Genomic DNA, 18051 nt, shown 5'->3' with positions numbered 1-18051 from the left:
GTTGATCGTGAAGAAGCCTGAGGAGGAAGTGCTGTGGCAGCAACTGATGGACACACTGAACGCCCTCGACGACGCGGGCCTCAACGTCCACTTCGGGGACCGGATGGGCCCTGAGACCGATTGGCGGACTGCCCCGCACGTCTACGCGGGCAACAGGCACGGCGGGACCCACGTCGCGTGGGACCGGAAGAAGCGCTGCTGGGTCATCGAGCACAGCTAGCAGCGCAGCAAGTAAGGCAAGCGGCGGTCACCAGACGGTGGACCGCCTTTTTCATGCCCGCAGACGGCGGGACACCTCTGGCGGGGGCCAGGCCTTCGGGCCTGGCCCTTCGCCATGGGTGATCGACGAGAGGAGACGCACATGGCCGTGCTCTGCATGGGATGCAAGAAGAAGGGGTCCGAGGACCGGGCCGCTACGACTGTGATCGTCGCTGGGCGGCAGGTGTGGGACGTATGCGCCGAGCACGCCGAGCGATTCGGGGCCCAGCTCGCCGCAGTGTTCGGCAGTGACGGCCTGGAGGCGGCCGTCGTGGCTCGGGGCAGCGTCGTCATCACCGGCACGATCCCCGGCTACGAGCCGGAGGCTGCCCGCTTGGCGCTGGAGAACGCCGGGCATCGGATCGTTGGTCACGTCCAGGAGGACACGGTTCTCATCATCTGCGGCATCCGGCCCGCCCCGCACAAGATCGCCGAAGCGGCGGCGGCCGGTACGCCGTGCATGGACGCGACGCGGGCCGGCGTCTTCCGGGAGGCCGTGACGTCCGGGCAGTGGAGCGGCGGCGACGCCCTGCCCGAGGTTGCGGCGAAGAAGACGGCCGCTGATGTCCGTCATGAGACGGCGGAGGAGAAGTCCACGCGGCGCGAGCGCGAAGCGAACGCCATGAAGACCTACGTCGAGTGGCAGCGCACCGAAGTGCCCAAGCGCCTCGCGGAGTCGAGTGTCCGGTGGGCCGAGGAGCGCAAGGAGAAGGAAGACAAGGAGATCCGCCGTCGGGTTAGTCAGTCGCTGCCCCCGCAGCTGACCGAGGCCCAGCAGATCCGGGCCTGGGCCAAGGAGCACGGCTACACGATCAGCAATCGGGGTGTGATCCCTGGGGCCGTACGCGAGGCATACCTCCGCGCCCACGCCGGGCAGGGCGAGCTCGACCTGGACGTGGCCTCGTGACCCCAGAGCCAGACCTGATCTGCGTCGTCTGCTTCGAAGACCTTGACACGACGGATGTGCCTTACGGCGACTGCCCGGTGTGCGGCCAGTACGTCTGTGAGCACTGCGAGGCCGGATACGACCCCACCACCGGGCAGTTCGTCTGTCCCGACCACGCGAGCGACCCCCTTGCCGCTCGCTGCACTGAATAAGAGGACCACCATGTTCGACACCATGCGGTACGGGCCCATCGGCGACGCGGTCGACGCGATCATGCCGCAGACCGAAGCGGACCCCATAGGCATCTACGCCTCCACCCTCAGCCTTTTCTCAGCAGCGATCAACGGGCTCGTCCGTACCGAAAGCGGACGGCCCATCTGCGTCTGGACTGTGCTCGCCGGCCGCTCCGGTATCGGGTGCAAGGGGACCGCCTACCGGGCCTCAAGGGCCCTGCTCGGCCCCCACTTCCAGGGCTTCTTCTCCACACGGATTCTGAACGGCATCACGTCCGGACCCTCTCTGGTCGCCAACCTCCAAGGCATCGAGCTGGCGTCGATGGGTAGCGAAGGCGGCCCTGACGGGCGAGCCCTCATCGTGGAGGAGGAATGGGCAGAAGTCCTCAAGCTCGCGAAGAGGTGCCCCACCTTCGACCAGAAGCTCCGCACGGCCTGGGACGGCAACGAGATCTCCAACCGGACCAAGGGCAAGGACGGAACGGGGGATGTGCAGAAGGTCGAAGCACCTCTGCTCGGTTTCACCGTCCACGTGACACCTGGTGAGTGGCAGAAGCACGTCAGCAGCAGCGCTGCGCTGGGCGGCTCGTACAACCGCCTGCTCCCTGTCCTGGTGGAGCAGAGCAAGATGCTGCCCTACGGCAAGCGGACTCCGATCCGTGCCGACAAGCGACTTGCCGAGGCATACAGGTGGGCGAAGGCCAAGCCGCGCGAGATCGCTCTTGCCAAGGAGGCCCACAAGGCCTATGACGAGATCCGGGCGTACATGATCGGCAAGATGGCCGGTACGCCGGAGCACGTCGGGGTGTACTTCGAGCGCACCGCCGAGCAGGTGCTCCGCGTGGCGGCCGTCCTCGCGGCCTCGGAGATGAAGACGCGCATCTCGAAGAAGGCCCTCATGGCGGCCTGGCAGTTCGTGCAGTACTCGATCAACTCGGTCGAGAAGCTGGTCACCGAGAACCAAAGCGGCACTCAGAGCAAGGTCAAGAGCCTTCCCGACGTAATCCGCGAAACCCTCAAGCGCCACGGCGGCGAGGCTACGTCCACCCTGCTGCTCCGCTCGCTCCAAGCCCGGACGAATGCTCAGGGGCTGCGCGAGACAGTCGACCAGCTCGATGACGTCGAGTATTTCAAGGGCAAGTCGTCGACAGCGGGGGCGAAGCCGATCATCTATCGCCTGATCGCAGATGGAGCCGAGAAGCAGCAAGAGGGCGAGCCGGACGAGCCTCCCGTACTCAAGCTGGTCGAACACGAGAAGGCACCGGTCACCAAGCGGAAGCCCGCCCCTCGGCGCGCCAGCGCGCAGAAGGTTGTCATTCCGCAGCCGCAGCCGCAGCCGCAGCCGCAGCCGCAGCCGCAGCCGCAGCCGCAGCCGCAGCAGGCGGCGCCAGCCCCCAGTAACCCGTTCGCTGCATGCCTGTGAGACACCAGATCCGGAGGCGGCCCGAGGGCCGCCTCCAGTGTCTTCACTGCCGGGCTGTCTTCGTTACCCCCGAGGCAGCCCGGCAGTCCACCTTTGACTGTCCCGGAGAGGCCTTGGCCCACGGACTCACCCGCGAGCACCGCGTCTTCCCCCGATCCGGAGACCGGTCCTGTGGGAGTTGGGGCTGCGACGAGCCCGACCCCAGCCACTACCACGGCCCCGATCCGTACTGCGACGTACCGAACTGCCGCTACTGCATGCACGACTGTGACTGCGCTGCTTGTACCGGCGTCCTGAACGTCCGGCACCTGGCCATTCTCAACGACATCCCCGAGCACGAGCTGAACCAGACACCCCGACGAAAGAGAGCACGCATGAAGGACCAGCTCGCCGAGCTGCGAGTCAACGATTACATCCGGGCTGAAGGAGTCGACACCCGCGGGCACGGAGTGGTTCGCACTGGCCACCTCCTGGCCCAGCCCAAGGAGGTCACGGCCCAACGCAACGGCACGCGCACCAAGGGCTGGCGTCTGTTCGTCGGCGCGGCTGGTACGAGCATCGACCAGCGCTCAACCTGGGTCACCCTATTTCCCGGGGCTGGCGCCATCGAGCGCGCGAGACAGCCCGAGGTCGGCGAGTGGCAACAGACCCAGCTCGGCAAGATCCCCGGAATGCGCACCTCGCCGGACGTGAATGTGCGGGTGCTCTACGGCGGGAAGGGAGGCAAGAGGTCAAAGGAGCCGACGCAGAGCACGCTTGCCCGCCTCGTACATAACCCTGACGAGCACCGATACGAAGTACGAGACGCCCAGACCGGAGAGACGCTGCTGTGCCCGTCATGGCAGACCGCGATCTGGTGGGCCACTGCCCCGCCAGCCGCCATGGACGGCGAGTCTGCTGGGCAAGGGCAGGCACCAAGCTCCGCTGCTCAGTTGTCGGTGGTCGCCGATACGCTTCCCGAGGAGGATGACGGCCTGGGGAGGCCGATCCAGCACGTGGCCACGGGCGAAGTTGTCGGGTACCTGCGTGAACCTCACGACGGTGAGTCCTGGAAGTGGACTCCGATCGAGAAAGTGAAACAGTGATGAGCAGCGGCATCAGGGGCGACGAATGACCGAGACGTTCGACCTGGCATGCATCAACGCTCACCATGGCGGTTGCGCCGGTGAGGTCATCTTCCGCGAGCCTCCGACGGGGCGGGGGCCAGCAGTCCTGAGGTGCGACCAGCACATGGCCATGGCCCGAGCGAGGGCCGAGAAGCGTCCGACTGACGGGGGGACCAGTGCAGATTGAGATTGAGAAGACCGAAAGTTGGGGGACGTGGGCCGTCATGATCGACGGCAAGGAGGCCGGCAAAGTGCGCCTCAACGTCCCGAGGGGCAAGTTCGAGGTCACCATCGACACAGCACTCGGGTACGGCAAAGTCGTACAGAAGGCGGTCGATGAGGCCAAGCAGCTAAGCACCGTGGAAGACATCGAGCGCGCCATCGAGCGAGGGTATGCCGAGCACCTGAAGGTGCTGGAGCGGCTTAAAGTCGTCGAGCGTGAGGGCAGGCCGAGGTTCGTGAGTACCCCGATGGGCGGCCAACCGAAGTAGCGCCTTCGGAGATGCCAGAGACACAGCCCTGCACGTAAACGTGCAGGGCAGGGCCGCCGCTGCCTTAGACGGGGGACTCTGCGATCAGCGGCGGCCGCAAAATGATCTTCACAGGGGTGTACGGCAGAGACAAGGAAACGCATGCGAGTCACGGACTAAACAGGCCCTTGGTCCTGATTTTGCTGCGGTTCTTCGCCATCAGCCGGAGCAGTACGTATGCCTCACCGCGCGAGGTCGCGCTCGCGCTGGGCGAGCTGCATGTGGATCGCGGCCAGCTCGTCGAGCGGCGAGGTCTGGCGGAGCGCCTCGCTGGTCTTGTTGTTCTCGACCCGCTGGGCCACTTCACCGGCTCCGAGCAGTGCTGCGGCGACAGCAGCCAGGGCGTACCAGTCGATCCCCGGCCAGCGGGCGACGAGCAGTGGGGTAAGCGCTGCGAGCGCCGCGACGATACGGACAGAGTGGGTGCGCAGGAATTCCATGAGTGCTCCTTACTTGGCCTCGGGGCCCGAGGCAGTGGCGGTGGGCGTGGGCCCGGTAGTTGGGGGCTTGGGCGGCTTCGGGGGTTCGCTCGGCTTCACCGGCTTCGGTACGTCGGCCGGCCCGGTCGTCGGCTGTGGGATCAGCTTTGGGGCGCCGCAGCATGGGCAGGAGCAGTGACACTGCACGACCGTGGCAGCGGGCTTGCGGTGCTTGCCCACCGTGGCCTTCGCGGTCTTGGCCGTGGTGATGGCCTTGCGCGCGGCGTGGCGCGGGGCGGTGGCACGGGAGGCGGCTTCCTGTGCCGATGTCGAGCCGGTGACACGGATCTTCTGACCGGCCTGAATGACGTTCGGGTCGGTGATCTGCGGGTTGCGTGCGAGCAGGGCGGAGAGCGACTGCTCGAAGCTGCGTGCGATGCCACTGAGGCTGTCGCCGGACCGCACGGTATAGAAGTCGCCGTTCGTCGCCGGACGCTGTGGCGGCATCGGTTTGCTCGGCTCCGGCGTCGGCTTCGCCGGGGGAGTGGTCGGCTTGTCCGGGGCCGGCTTGGCAGGCACGCTGATTTCCTGGCCTTCGTCGACCTGGTCGGGGTCCCTGATCTGGGGGTTGGCCGCGAGGAGGGCCGCCAGGGATACGCCCAGCAGTGCGGCGATGCCGCCAAGGGTCTGCCCGGCCTTGATCCGGTACTTGCCCGTGGAGCCGCCCGAGCTGGTGGCCGGCGAGGACGCCGATGCCGCGTAGGTGTAGCCCGCGAGACCCTTCTTGGACGGGTCCGCGGTGGTGATGCCTTCCACGTAGGCGGGGTATCCGTAGCCGTGGACGTAAGAGTCGCGTCGAAGGCGCTGCCGACGCATCACCTTGTTGCCGTTGGCGTCGTTGGTGAGGGAGGTATTGCCTTCCACGGTGTAGATGTACGTCTCGTCGTACGCGTAACAAATACCCGTGTGCGTGCTGCCCGAAGTGCCGTAGATGCACATGGCACCGATGGCCGGGTACGCGCTCCAGCGGCCTCGCTGCTTGAACCACTCCATCGCGGTGTAGACACTCGCGGTACGCGGAAAGAGACCGGCCACGCCGGCCTTCATCGCGACCCAGGAAACCCAAGTCGCGCACCACGGCTGGTAGTTGGACCACTCAAGGCCAGGAACCTGCCCCGAGTATTTCTGGTGGCCCGAGGGGCGCTCACCCGGAGCGCGCTCCGCCTGGTAGCCCACCTCCCCGAAAGCTATGGATAGAACATTGGAAACCTGACTCATAGGCCGCCTCCAAAAGGGCATGAAAAAGGGCTGGCCGAAGCCAGCCCGCGAATAGTTAATTCATTCAGTTGGTGCGTTGCAGCGCGGCCAGACGCGATGGGTCCAGGGTCGTCAGCACCTCGATAAGCCGCTGGTTCTCCCGCTCAATGCTCGTCAGGCGCTGCTTGATCTCGGTGAGGTCGTCCTGGAGGCGGTCGGCGCGGGCCTTCTGAGCCTCGGCCTCACCGCGCCACACTTCCGCGGTCTTGGCTTCGTTCGTGGCTCTCAGGACGACGTAGCCGCCCAGCACGGTGGCCGCGATGCCGACGAGTCCGAAGATGTCGAGTATGAGAGTTGGGCTGCTCATAGGCGGCTCGCAGTCGTGTGGTTTCTAGTGGTCTTCAGCCTTGAAGCCCGTACATATCCTTGAAGTTAATGCCGTCCGGGATGGCACCTCTCCACTCCAGGTTGAACCAGGAACCGTTATTCGCCTGACTGGTGTTGAATAGCTCGGCATCTGTGCCGGCCGAAACGTAAAACTGGGTGCGAACAATGTCCCCCTTCTCGAAGGGAAGAATTGTGTGAATAGACGTTGATGCGCTGTAGGCGCCCTGGGGTTGGAAGTTGAGACCGGATACTCCGAGTCCTTTGGTGTCATTGCGTACGTAGCACCAAAAGTTGCCCCACTTTGCTGCGAGGCCGGATATCCTCAGGTCTACTGCGTAGATGCCGTCAAGTGGGACCTTGAATTCACTGATGTTTTCGGTGCGGTCGCTCCAATTGTTGGGTGAAACCAGCCACCCCCAAGTGACTTCGGAGATTCTCCCTCCTGTGACATGCTGCGGAATTCCACGAGTGATCGCCTTCATGAACGGCGGGTTAAAGGCGAACTGGAAGGCGTTGTGAACTTGCTCGTTCATTTTGTCGGCTGTGACCACTTCACGCGTGGACCACTTCTCTAGCGCAGGAAATTTCACGCTAACCTCCTATTCGGGAATAGTGGGGTGCCCAAGAGGCGTCACTGAAGGCAGGTAGTGGATCCAAGGGCAGAGGCGGTAGCGTCACCGAGAATCCAGGTCGGCTTCCCGTCGCTCTTACCGGGGATGGTTACGAGGTACATGGCCGCGGCATCGACGGACGTGTTGAGCTGGAGACTGCCGAGCGAGGCGCCAGCCCCTGGTGTGTCAGCCGCGAAGGCACTGATCTCGTATGAGCCGAAGCGGCCCACCACGGCGTCACGGGGGAGAACGCCCTCGGGCCAGGAGTAGCTCGATACCTGCCGGGACACCGCGAGTGCAACGAAGACGGAGGTGAAGTCCCGAGACGGCATGAGGGGCACTTTGTCGACCGCTTTGTACAACTGCATGTCGCTGACCGGGGTGACGGACTGGTTCGTGACGTCGCCGTTGCGGTAGAGCAGGTTCATGCACGCTGCCTGCGGGGAGTCGCCGAGGTCCCACACCACATCGCCCTCCCGCCCGGTGTAAGGCCAGCAGGCCGCTGCGAAGGACATCTCGTCATTGGGCGACAAGACGACCTGAGGGAGGTATCCCGCCGGGGACACGAGCTTGGCGAAGCCCTTCATGTTCGCGCAGATTGAGACGACGAAATCGCCGACACGAACTCCGTCCGGAACGGGTAGGCCGACAAAGCGGGCTTCCTTATAATTGGCCCTGTTCGAGCCGGTGAACGCGGCGAACTCGCGGGCTGGCAGAGCGGCCGACATCCAGCCCTGGCCGTCCCAGTACAACGGCGGCTTAGAGACCCAGGCTTTCCCGTCCCAGACCTTCGAGGTCTGGTCCACCCAGGTCGCCCCGTCCCAGACCTTGATCTGGTTAGCCATACTGCACCCACACATCCCCGGGCCTGAGCTGGCTGGTGGGCGGCAGAGCGGATGCCGGACCGGAGAACAGGCGCGCGGTCCCGATGTTCGGAGCGATCACGTTGCCGTCCGACTGCACTGACCCCGCGATGAGCACGTTGCCCGACTTGCGGACGCGGAAGACGGAGGCCGTGCCGTCAGCGCCGCCCTGCACGAGGATCGCGTTCGTCGAGTCCGACCCGTTCTTCGTCTGGACGACGAGGCCCGCGTTGTTCGTGAAGGGCTGGATGTACAGGCACCCGTTACTCCTGAGCTGCGAACCGACCTGCCCCTCCCGGGTCAAGCGGATCACGTCACTGGTGCCGTCTGCGGCTTCGACGGTGAGCCACGCATCGCCGCCGGGCATGGTTGCAACGTCGTTCCTGCCGGTGCGGCCCACGGCGGCCTCGAACTTCCTGTCCGCATAGTCGCGATCCCGATGCGGGTCCGTGTCGGTGGCGTGCTTCGCGATCCGCGTGGACAGGCTCATCTGAATGAGTTCGACCCGCTTGCCCACCGTGCCGGCCTTCGCCCACAGGCGCTCAACCCCCGGGGGACCCAGGAACCTTGGGATGTAGCCGTACTCATCTGCGGTCAGCGTCGACTGCTCGATCTGGGAGCCGTTCTCGACGTCCACCAGGTCCATGACCCGCGAGGAGGTGTCGCTCGGGCCGTCCCAGATGGTGACGGGGGCACCCGCGACGCGTTTGCCGTCCGCGTCTTCGGCGACATCGGAGGTGCCTCCGCCGAACAGATAGCGGTCAGTCATCCATGATTCCTTCCTACTCGTTGAAAGCGTTGGTTTCGTAGGTGCCTGAGACGACGATCGAGGTCTGGGACGGGAAGACGGTCAGGTAGTCGAGCCCCTCGCTCAGGTAGTTCTGGCTCGGGTACGTCATGCGGACGGTTTTGCCCTTGTTGCCGCCGTTGGCCATGCCGGTGATCGATACGTAGTTGGGCAGGCCGCCTCGATACCCGGAGTTGAGCATGTAGCCCGCGAAGGACTGGCCGATCACCCCGTTGAGGTTCTGCGGCAGGGTGAAAGAGAGCGCGCCGTCCCTGGCCTTGATGTCGGTGTTCGATGCGTTCTGGAAGTCGATGCTGAACCAGCACAGGTTCGGGGCGGCCCAGCGCCAACGCCCCCGCAGCGACAAGCCCTTCGGCAGGCTCGCAGCGTTGACCAGCTCGGGGGCGTAGTTCAGAGACCGTCCGAGGGTGCGGGCGATCGCCAAGCCGTCGCGACCCTTGTAGAGCTCCTCCTGGACGTGGCGGGCGTCGCTGTCGAGGTCGAGGGCGAAGGAGCCCTGGGGAAGAAAACGCGTCGAGTCGTCGGCCCACCACGGGTAGGCGACCCGGGGCGGGGCGTCGAAGGGGGCACGGTCGTAGAGCTGAGGGGTGCCGTTGTTCCTCGGGACGAAGACCTCCCAGATGACCATCTCCCACTGGCCGCCCGGCTCTTGGAGCGGCTGCGGCGGGGCGGGGTTCGAGCTGGGCTGGCTCTGGCGGATGTCCATGTTCACGGACCCCTTGGTGTGGTCCACGCGAATCACCACCACGTCGCGCCGGTCCTTGGCCGCGTCGAAGTTAGGGCCGATCTGGAACTGTGCGGTTCCGTCCAACCGGTAGAAGAAGCCGCCGACCCAGGCTTCACCCGCTGCCACTTCGAGGGTGCGGGTGTTGGGGAGGATCCGGGCATAGAATGGAAGGCTGGTAGCATCGGGGGCGGAGGCGGTGATCCGGGCCGCCACACGGTCCCCGCCCCACATGGTGGCCATGCGCTGCCAGTCCACCTGACTCACACCCTGGCGGCCTCCCGTGCCACCGTCCTTCTCGAAGGGGAAACTTATCTCCGCCACGGGATCACATCCTTGATTCCAGCTTGCGCAGCTTCTCGCGCATTTCGGATACCTGCTTGTACAAGTTCAGCGGCTCACCGGTCCCTTGCTCGCCGATCTTCGCGGTGACGGTTTCCACCCGCCCGCCGTCTTCGACCGTGATGCTGACTTCTCGGACAACGTCTTCGTAGACCTCGCCATCGATGTCCACAGACACCTTGTCGCCGATGAAATAATGAATTCCAAACCGGCATTGAGGCGTCTCGACGGGATACACCTGGAAATTGCCGTTCTTCGATGATTCATTCAATACGGCGTCCGCGGCCGTCTTCATCGCGTCCAGGTAGACCTTCAGCGCTTCGGCCTCGTCTTTGGCGCCGGGCGGCAGGGAGAAGGCGCCCTCCTTGGGCTTGTTGAGGGTCGGCTTGCCGCTGGCATCGGTCTTCAGCGGGATGTCGCGCCGGTCGATGAACTGCTCGGCCACCAGGCCCCATTCGCGCTCGTCGTCGGTCAGGCCGTCGGGGCCGTAGCCGGACTCCGGGTACTGGCGGATGAAGCGGTCCTTGCCCTCACCCTGTGCTGCGACGATGGCCCGCGTCACGCGCGGCGCCGTCAGGGTGGCGACGTATTCGCGGAGGTTCCCCAGCTCGGGGGAGAAGCGCACGCTGCGGGTCCTGTCCTGCGGGAGGAACGTGGTGAGCTTGATCTTCTTGTCGTCGGGGCTCCACAGGAAGCGGTAGCCGAACCCGCCCTCCTTGGTCCACTTCTCAGCGAGACTGCCGAGGTTGTCGTAGCGGACCGTGCCGGCCACCTTGGCGCCGATCCTCGGCGGCACACCGGGACGATCAGCAGCGGGAGACGGGAGCAGGGTGACACCGGGAGCCTTCCGGCCGAGCAGGCCGCGGGCCCCGAACGCCATATCCATCTCGACCCACAAGGCTTGGCCGGCTTCCCCGCCGACCGGTCGCGCATCGCGGTCGCGGTCCCTCCACTGTTCGCTCGCGGGGTAGACACTCATGGCGTCCGTGCCCCATGCCCGGACGCCGGGAAAGGCGAGGTACTGGTAGGGGAGCTTGTTGTCGCACTTGCCGCCGACGTACACCGAGCCCTCGCCCGTGTGCTGATCGACGGTCCAGTAGCGCTGGAACTGCTCGATCTGGCCCGAGAAGATCGGTTCGTCTTCACGGCCGTCCAGCCAGACAGCGATCCCGCCGCCCTTCTCCAGGAGATCGGCCTGCCTGGTCTTGTCCTTGACGAGGAGCTGCCACGTGCCCTGCTGGTTGTAGCGGATGATCAGATCCAGTTTGATCCAGGTGTCCAGCTCTCCGATCCGATGAATGAGGCCGTCCTCGTCGGGACGGCCGCGGACCTCTATTCGGTACCCCAAGGGAGCCTCCTAAGGGCGTGCGAACTTTAATTCGTTTGGGTGGACAGGCGGAGTGCCCGCCCTCCCCTGTCAACGTCTTGTGCTTGATTGGCAGCCATGAGTGCAGACCTGTTTAAGAAGGCCATCCAGACGGCCGAAGAAGAAACCAAGAAGGCCTGGGAAGGCTTCCAGAAGCATCTGGTCGACAAGTACGAGGGCAAAATGGGGGAGCACGGAACCAAGCTGGGAGAGGTTCTCGCACAGGTGATGGTGCGATCCGACGTCCCAGTTGACCTGAGGGTGCAAACTCAGAAGCTGCACCCAGAGGTTGAAAAGGAGAGCAAAGAGCTATCTGACTTCCTGAAAGCAGCGGAGAGGTGACTCCTTAGTAGGTCTCGTAGCGGGGGGCGATCGTCATGCGCAATGAAGCGTTGGTGCTGCCGGGAACCAGCTCGATGCCGATCTCTGATCTGCCCGCAGGCAGCGGCCACAGTGAGGGGCCGTTGTCGAGCATCGGCCAGTAGTTCTTGCCCGTGCCGTCCAGCACGGTCTTGTGGCCGGGGCGTGTATCGACCTTGAGAGTGGTACCGCTGGGTACCGCGTCCTGGGTCTTGCCGTCGATGCCGAACGAGCGCTCTCCGCAAGTGAGCCGGAACCGCCTCACGGGGCCCGCGATCTCCCAGGTGGGCCACGCGTCTACGTCGCCGGGGTTGGTCACGGGGAAGTCGCTGCGCGATACGAGCCCCTGGCTGATCGAGAGAGGGAAGAGGGACTTCGCGGGCCTTAGGAACGAGGAGCCCCGGCCGAACGTCCATTCCGCCACGTGGACGTCATCGCCGTAGTACCAAGGGTCCATCGCGGTGAGCTGAACGCCGTAGCGGATCCATCGGAAGCCGCTGCTGTCCTCTGCTTCGCTGCCTTCCAGGCCGCCCTTGTACCAGCACGTCAGATACCGGGGAGGCTGGCCGGACTCCTGGATGCGCAGCACGCAGGGTCCGTTGTCCGGGTTGAGGGTGCGGATCAGCTTCCGCTTCAGCTGCCGGACGGTGTAGCGGTCGATGCCGTACAGGAACAGCGGGATCATGATCTCCCGCGCTGCGGCCCGGGTGGAGCGGTACATCGAGCCCGCAAGGTTCGGGCTGGTGTCGGAACGGATTTCCATCGGGGGCATGTCGAGGCCGGTGGCGCCGGCCTGCATGAAGATGGCAGGCCAGTGACGCCCCCCGAAACCGGTGAGGGGGATCTCCTCCCCCTCACCGGCACTGCCCGTGATCGATACGTAGGTGTGCCCCCACTTCCTCGGAACTGGGGGACTGGGCCGACTCTCCGGAGGTATCTCCGGGAGAAAGTCCCATGACGCCGGAATTGGCACTGCTCACTCCTCTCGATCACATGGCGTACATCGCCTCCACGTACTGGAGGCCGCGAATCACGGCCTGGGTCGTGTCCTCGGCCTTGGCTTCGTGAATGTGGATCTCGTAGCGAGGGCCGAACAGATCGCGGGTTTCACCCGCGTTGTACACCCGCTCCCCGCCCCGGAAATCGACCAGCTCCGGGCCGCGCTCGCCGACCAGGGCCAGGCCCGGCGAGGCGGAGGTGGTGCCGGTCCAGTAGCCCGCGGTGCCTGACAGCGCCCGACGCCAGCCGTCGCCGTACCGGTCGATCGCGTAGTTCACACCCGCGTAGATCGACGCCAACGGGTCCAACTGGCCAAGGGACTTGTACGGCCCCGCGTACGCGTTGAATGTCCCGAGGATCGTCTGGAGCAGGCCCTTGGACGGGTGGCCGGCCTTCGCGTTGGAGTCCCAGTTGTTGACCGCGTTCGGGTTGCCTCCGGACTCGACTCCGATCCGGTGAAGGATCAGACCGACGTCCTTGGAGGAGATGCCTCCCTTGCCGTTCAGCTCTCTGATGACCCGCTCGACGAGCGGACGCCACCGGGTGATGGAGTCGCCTGTGGGCATGTCGTAGTCGCCGACACCCTCAGACAGAGCGGCCAGAGAGCCCGGCCACGGATTGAGGACAGGGCCGTTGCCGGTGCCGGGTGCACCACCACGAGGGCGAAGTGCGCCATCGGCGCGGTTGCCGTAGCCGAGCTGACGCCGCAGGCTGCGGGACTCGTTACCGCCGACGGTCTCCAGGGAGTTGCCCTGCTTGCCCGTGGCGATATTGATGTGGCCCCAGTTACCGGGCCCGTAGCCCTGGTAGACCATGAGGTCACCAGCACGAGCCTCGCCGGCCGGCACGCGGGCCATCTTCGAGACCCAGGTGGAGACCGCAGGCCAGCGGTTGTCCGGCGTCCCCGTGGGGGACCCGCCGTAGGCTGCGGTCGCCCCCGCGTGGTCCACCACCCACGAGACGAAGTCGGCACACCACGACTCGTATGAGCCGCCGATGTACTTCCGGCCGGAGAGGTCCCCGGTCTTCGCCTCCTGGAGGGCGAGCTTGACGACCTGGCTGCCTCCGCCGCCCGTGTGGTCATCGGCCCACTTGCCCCACTGGGCGAGCCACCCCTCGGCTTTGCCGAACGCTCCCGCGTTGAGCTTGCCCACCTCACCGAACTTCGAGGCGATGGACTTGAGCTGCGGAGTGATGGCCGCATCCCAACCCTTGTGGACAGCTTCCTCGTAGCCCTCGTACGGATCGTCCTTGTGCTTGCGCACCCAGGAACCACCGTCACCGACGATGCCGCCGTCCGCGAAGGCGTTCCCGCCCCGCCGAGCTGCCGCGTTCCAGTGCAGAATCGTTTCTGCGCCGAGGGCGCGTACGACCTCCGGGCGAAGGATTCCCTCCCCGGGACTGAGCACGGCAGGGACCGAGTCCACTCCCGGCTGATAACCGGGGACGATGCCCCCGGCCGCGTAGGCGAGCATGCGAAGCGGAGCCTTGGTATCTGCCAGCTTCGCCATCTCCGACAGCATCGGCACCACGCCAGCGTTGTACGGCCCGGAGAGTGTGCTCCTCGTCGAAGAGTCCACGTACGACATGGCCGTACGCCAGGTGCTCTCGATCGTCTGGCCTGTCTGCCGGAAGAAGCCCGACAGCCCCGAGAGCCCGGACCGCAGTTGAGTGAATGAATCATTCACTCGGCCGGCCGCGGATCCAGTGCTGCTCTGGATGTCGGACCACGAGCTCCGGTTCGTGGACTGGAACTGCCGGGTTGCTTGCGTCAGAGGCCCCGTCAGGAAGTTCCCCTGACGCTGGTAGGCCGGGACGAGCTGCCCGTCCACTGCGGCCGTGACCCGCTGGGTGATCTGCGCCCAGGACGTGTCAGAAGCTCCGCGGAGCTGCTGCATCGAGAACTCGATCGACGCCACAGCCGCGACGATGCGCTTGGCGGCCTCTTCGAACGCCGTGGCGTCGGGGGCAGCGACGGCGGCGGTCACGCCGCCCTGGGCCGTGTCCGGCAGTGAACCGGACTTCGCTCCGGCATTGAGACGCCGAATTGCTGCGTGCCCCAACAGACGTGCCGCTTCTGGGCGGAGAACTGCTTCTCCCGGAGAAAGAACTGCCCGGACGCTGTCGTTGCCCGGAGAGTATCCGGGAACAATCCCGCCGTCCGCGAAGGCGAATAGCCCCTTGGTGTTCGGCATCAATTCGGCCACGCGGCCGATGAATGAATCGAATACCTCCGACGCGTACTCGGACGGGTTTGACCAGATCTCCTTCAGTAGAGCGACCATTTCGCGGACTTGATCGACCATGCCCGTGAACATTTCCTTCACGGACTTGAAAGCGCCCTCGAAGAATCCGATGGGATCGGATATTGCGTCGACCAGGGCGCCAATAATCTCGGCACCGGAGTCCCAGACGTTCGAGACCAGGTCCTTGAGGATCTGCGGAATGGATTTGACCAGGTCGGTTCCGAACTGGAGCCCACGCTGGGCGATGTTCCCTTCGCCCTTCCAGATGTCATCCCAAAAGAGCTGGCCGGCGGTCGGCGCGATGCCGCCCGCGGCGATGCCGATCAGATTGCCAATACCTGTCGGTGCCTTGGTCAGAAAGTCCGGAACCCTGTCCAGCACGAAGGTCTTGAGTCGGCCGAAGCGGTCGTTCACGAGTCGGCCGGATGTGTCGCCGCCTGCCTGGGCACCCCAGTGCCGGACGGCGGAGCCGGTGGTGCCGCCGATACCTGCCCCGGCGGACGCCATGCTGATACCGCCGCTGAAAGCCCCGATTCCGGGGCCTACGTTGACGATGTCGTACAGCTCTTCCAGGACGGACAGCGGCCACGTCCCGGTTTTCGAAGAGCCTTTACCTGCCGTCCCCTTCGCGTGGCGTGTAATGCGGCCACGAGCTGCTGCGGCGTTCCAACTGTTGATGGTGTCGGAGCCCAGGGCGGACGCGACTTCCGGCCGCAGTACTGCTTCGCCAGGGGAGAGGATCGCGTGATAGTTGTCGACGCCGGGCGCGTAGCCCGGCACGATCCCGCCCAGGGCGTGCTTCTTACCGCCGCTCTTGCCCTTTCCCTTGCCGTCGCCGCCACCGAAACCGGTGAGGACGTTGACGTCGGTGATCTTCCCTTCCAGGCGCCCGGCCTTGTCTGCCGCCTTCTCCAGGGCATCGGCCAGCGTCCGCACTCGCCCTGTGACCTGGCCGAGCCCACGGCCGTTGACGTCGATGACCTTCGAGTTGAGGTTCTTCGCCTCGGTGTAGGACCCCTTGATCGCGGGGGAGAGGTTGGATCCGAAGCGAGTCCGGAGCTGGGCAAGCGACCGGTCGTTAAGTTCGCCGACGGCGCCGGACACGTCCCGGACCCGCTGCTTGGCGGTGTCGGCCTTGTCCTTCAAGTACTCAACCTGCTGGCGCACCATGCCCAGCCGCGCGTCATTGAGCTCACGCACGGCCGCGTGGACCTGCTTCACCTGCTGCTCGACAGAGTTGGCAGCGCCCTCGAAGGTACGGAACTTGCCGCCGATCGTGCCCAGGTCGGCCTGGTCCAACTGGCCCACCGAGCGTCGGGCGCTGTCGATCCGCTGGTCAGCGTCGCGGGCAGCGGCCTTCACGGTGGCGCCGGCCTCCCCGCCCAGTGATTCGGCGAGGTTAGTCAGCTTCAATTCATTCAGGGCGCGGATGGCAGCCTTGATCGTCTCGATCTTCTGGTCAACCTCACGCAACGCGCGTTCCGCGGCTGACGTGTCGAGCTGTACCGATTCGGCTCGGCTGTCCTGGCCACGAGCACGATCCACCATCCGCCGACCGACCGAGCGGTCATCCCCATCGTGGGACTCGGCCCGTCGTTCGCGGTACGCCTGGCGGAAGTTGCCCTGCCCGGCCGTCACTCCGGCCAGGAACTGATTCCCGGTCCGGTATGCACCCCGAACTCCCTTGGCAATGCCTCCGCCTGCCTTGAGCAGCGGCGTGAAGGACTTGCCCATCTTGCCGATGATCTTCGTTGCCAGACCGACGGCTATGGCCAGGGGGCCGAGTACCGCGGCGACCTTGACGGCCTTGGCCACCAAGTCCTTCAACCACGGGTGGTCATTAAGGAACCCTTCGGCCTTCTCGACGCCCGTCAGGAGAAGCCCCAGCGCGCGCACGAACTGGCCCAGAAGGCCTCCGGTCAGCTCCTGGAACCCAGGGTCCTTAAGGAGGTCACCGAGCCGATCGATGAGACTGCGGACCGTTTCGCCCAGCTCGGTCCACTCGAATCGGCCGGTCTCCGAATTAAAGTCGCCGAATTGCTTACCGAAGCTAAGCTGCGCTTGTTCCTTTACGGATTGGAGCTTGCCGCCGATCGACTCGGACCCCATCGTCGCCGCCGTGCCCTTGACGTTCTTGCGCGTGTCGTACGCCTTAAGGAAGTTTGCGAAGAACTGCTTGGAGGAGACACCTTCGCCCTTTTCCTGAACCTTCTTCAGGAACTCTTTGGCCTCGGTGTCCTCATCGCTATTTCCGGACGTCTTGAACCCGGCCATCTTCGCCAGCTCATTGATCGGGATGCCCGTACCGCGTGAAAACTGCTTCAAGCTCCGGGTATTGAGCTTGGACATGTCCATCATCATGTCCGCGCTGTACATGGCGCCCTTGACCCGCTCAGGGTCCAGAACGCCGTACGAAGCGGCGAAGTCAGCGATACCCCGAATCAGCTTTTCGGACTTCTTCAGGGACACACCCGTCGAGTCACCGTACGACTGAAAATTCCTAGCGAGCTGCTGAAATTTGTCCGTCATGTCTTCCAGGCTGAACGGCGTTTTTACCGCGAATTCCTGGATGGACTTGACGCCCTTCATGACGTCCTTGTTGTCGAACCCAGCTCGCTCCAGACCGCGGGATGCGAGGAACTGCATGTCGGCACTCTTCGTGCCGATCTTCGTCATGTAGCCAGCCGCGAGCGCCAGCGGTGCCACGAGGTTCTGCGTGATCGACCGGCCGACTTGCTCCAAGTTCGTACCGAACGTCTCCGTGCCCTGGGACAGGGACTTCCACTGATCGGCCGCGCTCTTGGTGCTGCCACGGTGCTCGGCCATGAAGGCCCGGAGCTGGCGCTGATTCGCGGTAATGGTGTTGGCGTACTCGCGCCGCTGTACGGCCAGGTCCCGCAGCTCGTTCTGTAGGGCGCTGGTGCGCGCCTGGATCGCGAGACGCTCCTCGGCGAGGCGCTGACGGGTGGCGAGCTGGACCTCGCGCTCTGCTGCTGCCTGCTGGGCGGCGGCCTGGCGGGCGGCGGCGATCTGCTCCCGCTTGACCTCCGCGATCTCGCGGGCGAGGGCACGCTCCTCGGTTCGCTCGGCGGCGATGCGGCGGCGGGTCTCCACCTGCGCCTCGCGCTGTGCCGCCTTCTGCTGGGCGGCGGCCTGGCGGGCGGCGGCGATCTGCTCCCGCTTGACCTCCGCGATCTCGCGGGCGAGGGCACGCTCCTCGGTTCGCTCGGCGG

General features: G+C 65.2%; 16 protein-coding genes. 6 read left to right on the top strand and 10 right to left on the bottom strand.

The window, feature by feature from the left end:
* Positions 1-7 precede the first annotated feature (7 nt).
* From AB0L75_RS16330 to AB0L75_RS16310, 5 genes are all read left to right on the top strand, one after another.
* The gene (locus AB0L75_RS16330) at positions 8-220 is read left to right on the top strand and encodes a hypothetical protein (RefSeq protein WP_365181278.1); all 213 of its coding nucleotides are present in this window, start codon (positions 8-10) and stop codon (positions 218-220) included.
* 141 nt (positions 221-361) lie between these two features.
* On the top strand, positions 362-1165 hold the full coding sequence (locus AB0L75_RS16325; RefSeq protein WP_365181276.1) for a histone-like nucleoid-structuring protein Lsr2: 804 nt from the start codon (positions 362-364) through the stop codon (positions 1163-1165).
* Positions 1166-1366: 201 nt separating this feature from the next.
* Positions 1367-2800, top strand: coding sequence for a DUF3987 domain-containing protein (locus tag AB0L75_RS16320; protein ID WP_365181274.1), 1434 nt, complete (start codon positions 1367-1369; stop codon positions 2798-2800).
* Between the two features lie 374 nt (positions 2801-3174).
* A complete protein-coding gene (locus AB0L75_RS16315) occupies positions 3175-3885 on the top strand; it encodes a hypothetical protein (protein ID WP_365181273.1) in 711 nt (236 codons plus the stop codon).
* A 245-nt stretch (positions 3886-4130) separates the two neighbouring features.
* Positions 4131-4397, top strand: a complete 267-nt coding sequence (locus AB0L75_RS16310) for a hypothetical protein (protein ID WP_365181271.1) — start codon at positions 4131-4133, stop codon at positions 4395-4397.
* Positions 4398-4618: 221 nt separating this feature from the next.
* On the opposite strand, the gene AB0L75_RS16305 is transcribed toward AB0L75_RS16310, so the two are convergent.
* The 8 genes from AB0L75_RS16305 to AB0L75_RS16270 all read right to left on the bottom strand — a co-directional run bounded on the left by AB0L75_RS16305 (position 4619) and on the right by AB0L75_RS16270 (position 11195).
* Positions 4619-4876 carry a hypothetical protein gene (locus AB0L75_RS16305; RefSeq protein ID WP_365181269.1) on the bottom strand — a complete coding sequence of 86 codons (258 nt, stop codon included), beginning with the start codon at positions 4874-4876 and terminating at the stop codon, positions 4619-4621.
* 9 nt (positions 4877-4885) lie between these two features.
* Positions 4886-5950: a LysM peptidoglycan-binding domain-containing protein gene (locus AB0L75_RS16300; RefSeq protein ID WP_365181267.1), complete on the bottom strand. Its 1065-nt coding sequence runs from the start codon at positions 5948-5950 to the stop codon at positions 4886-4888.
* 247 nt (positions 5951-6197) lie between these two features.
* On the bottom strand, positions 6198-6479 hold the full coding sequence (locus tag AB0L75_RS16295; protein ID WP_365181265.1) for a hypothetical protein: 282 nt from the start codon (positions 6477-6479) through the stop codon (positions 6198-6200).
* Positions 6480-6513: 34 nt separating this feature from the next.
* Entirely contained in the window at positions 6514-7089 is a 576-nt protein-coding gene (locus AB0L75_RS16290) for a hypothetical protein (protein WP_365181264.1), read from the bottom strand.
* Positions 7090-7130: 41 nt separating this feature from the next.
* On the bottom strand, positions 7131-7955 hold the full coding sequence (locus AB0L75_RS16285; protein WP_365181262.1) for a hypothetical protein: 825 nt from the start codon (positions 7953-7955) through the stop codon (positions 7131-7133).
* On the bottom strand, positions 7948-8742 hold the full coding sequence (locus tag AB0L75_RS16280; RefSeq protein ID WP_365181260.1) for a hypothetical protein: 795 nt from the start codon (positions 8740-8742) through the stop codon (positions 7948-7950). The genes AB0L75_RS16285 and AB0L75_RS16280 overlap by 8 nt, the downstream gene beginning before the upstream one ends.
* Before the next feature lie 13 nt (positions 8743-8755).
* Positions 8756-9829, bottom strand: coding sequence for a hypothetical protein (locus tag AB0L75_RS16275; protein ID WP_365181258.1), 1074 nt, complete (start codon positions 9827-9829; stop codon positions 8756-8758).
* 4 nt (positions 9830-9833) lie between these two features.
* Entirely contained in the window at positions 9834-11195 is a 1362-nt protein-coding gene (locus tag AB0L75_RS16270) for a hypothetical protein (RefSeq protein WP_365181256.1), read from the bottom strand.
* 96 nt (positions 11196-11291) lie between these two features.
* On the opposite strand from AB0L75_RS16270, the gene AB0L75_RS16265 reads away from it, so the two are divergent.
* A complete protein-coding gene (locus AB0L75_RS16265; RefSeq protein ID WP_365181254.1) occupies positions 11292-11555 on the top strand; it encodes a hypothetical protein in 264 nt (87 codons plus the stop codon).
* Positions 11556-11559: 4 nt separating this feature from the next.
* On the opposite strand, the gene AB0L75_RS16260 is transcribed toward AB0L75_RS16265, so the two are convergent.
* Positions 11560-12336: a phage tail domain-containing protein gene (locus tag AB0L75_RS16260; protein ID WP_365181252.1), complete on the bottom strand. Its 777-nt coding sequence runs from the start codon at positions 12334-12336 to the stop codon at positions 11560-11562.
* Positions 12337-12562: 226 nt separating this feature from the next.
* Positions 12563-17932, bottom strand: a complete 5370-nt coding sequence (locus AB0L75_RS16255) for a hypothetical protein (RefSeq protein WP_365181250.1) — start codon at positions 17930-17932, stop codon at positions 12563-12565.
* Positions 17933-18051 lie beyond the last annotated feature (119 nt).

Source organism: Streptomyces sp. NPDC052101 (assembly GCF_040680235.1).
Lineage (GTDB): Bacteria > Actinomycetota > Actinomycetes > Streptomycetales > Streptomycetaceae > Streptomyces.
Note: the sequence above shows the minus strand (reverse complement) of the source record. Positions and strands in the feature narration are given on the sequence as shown.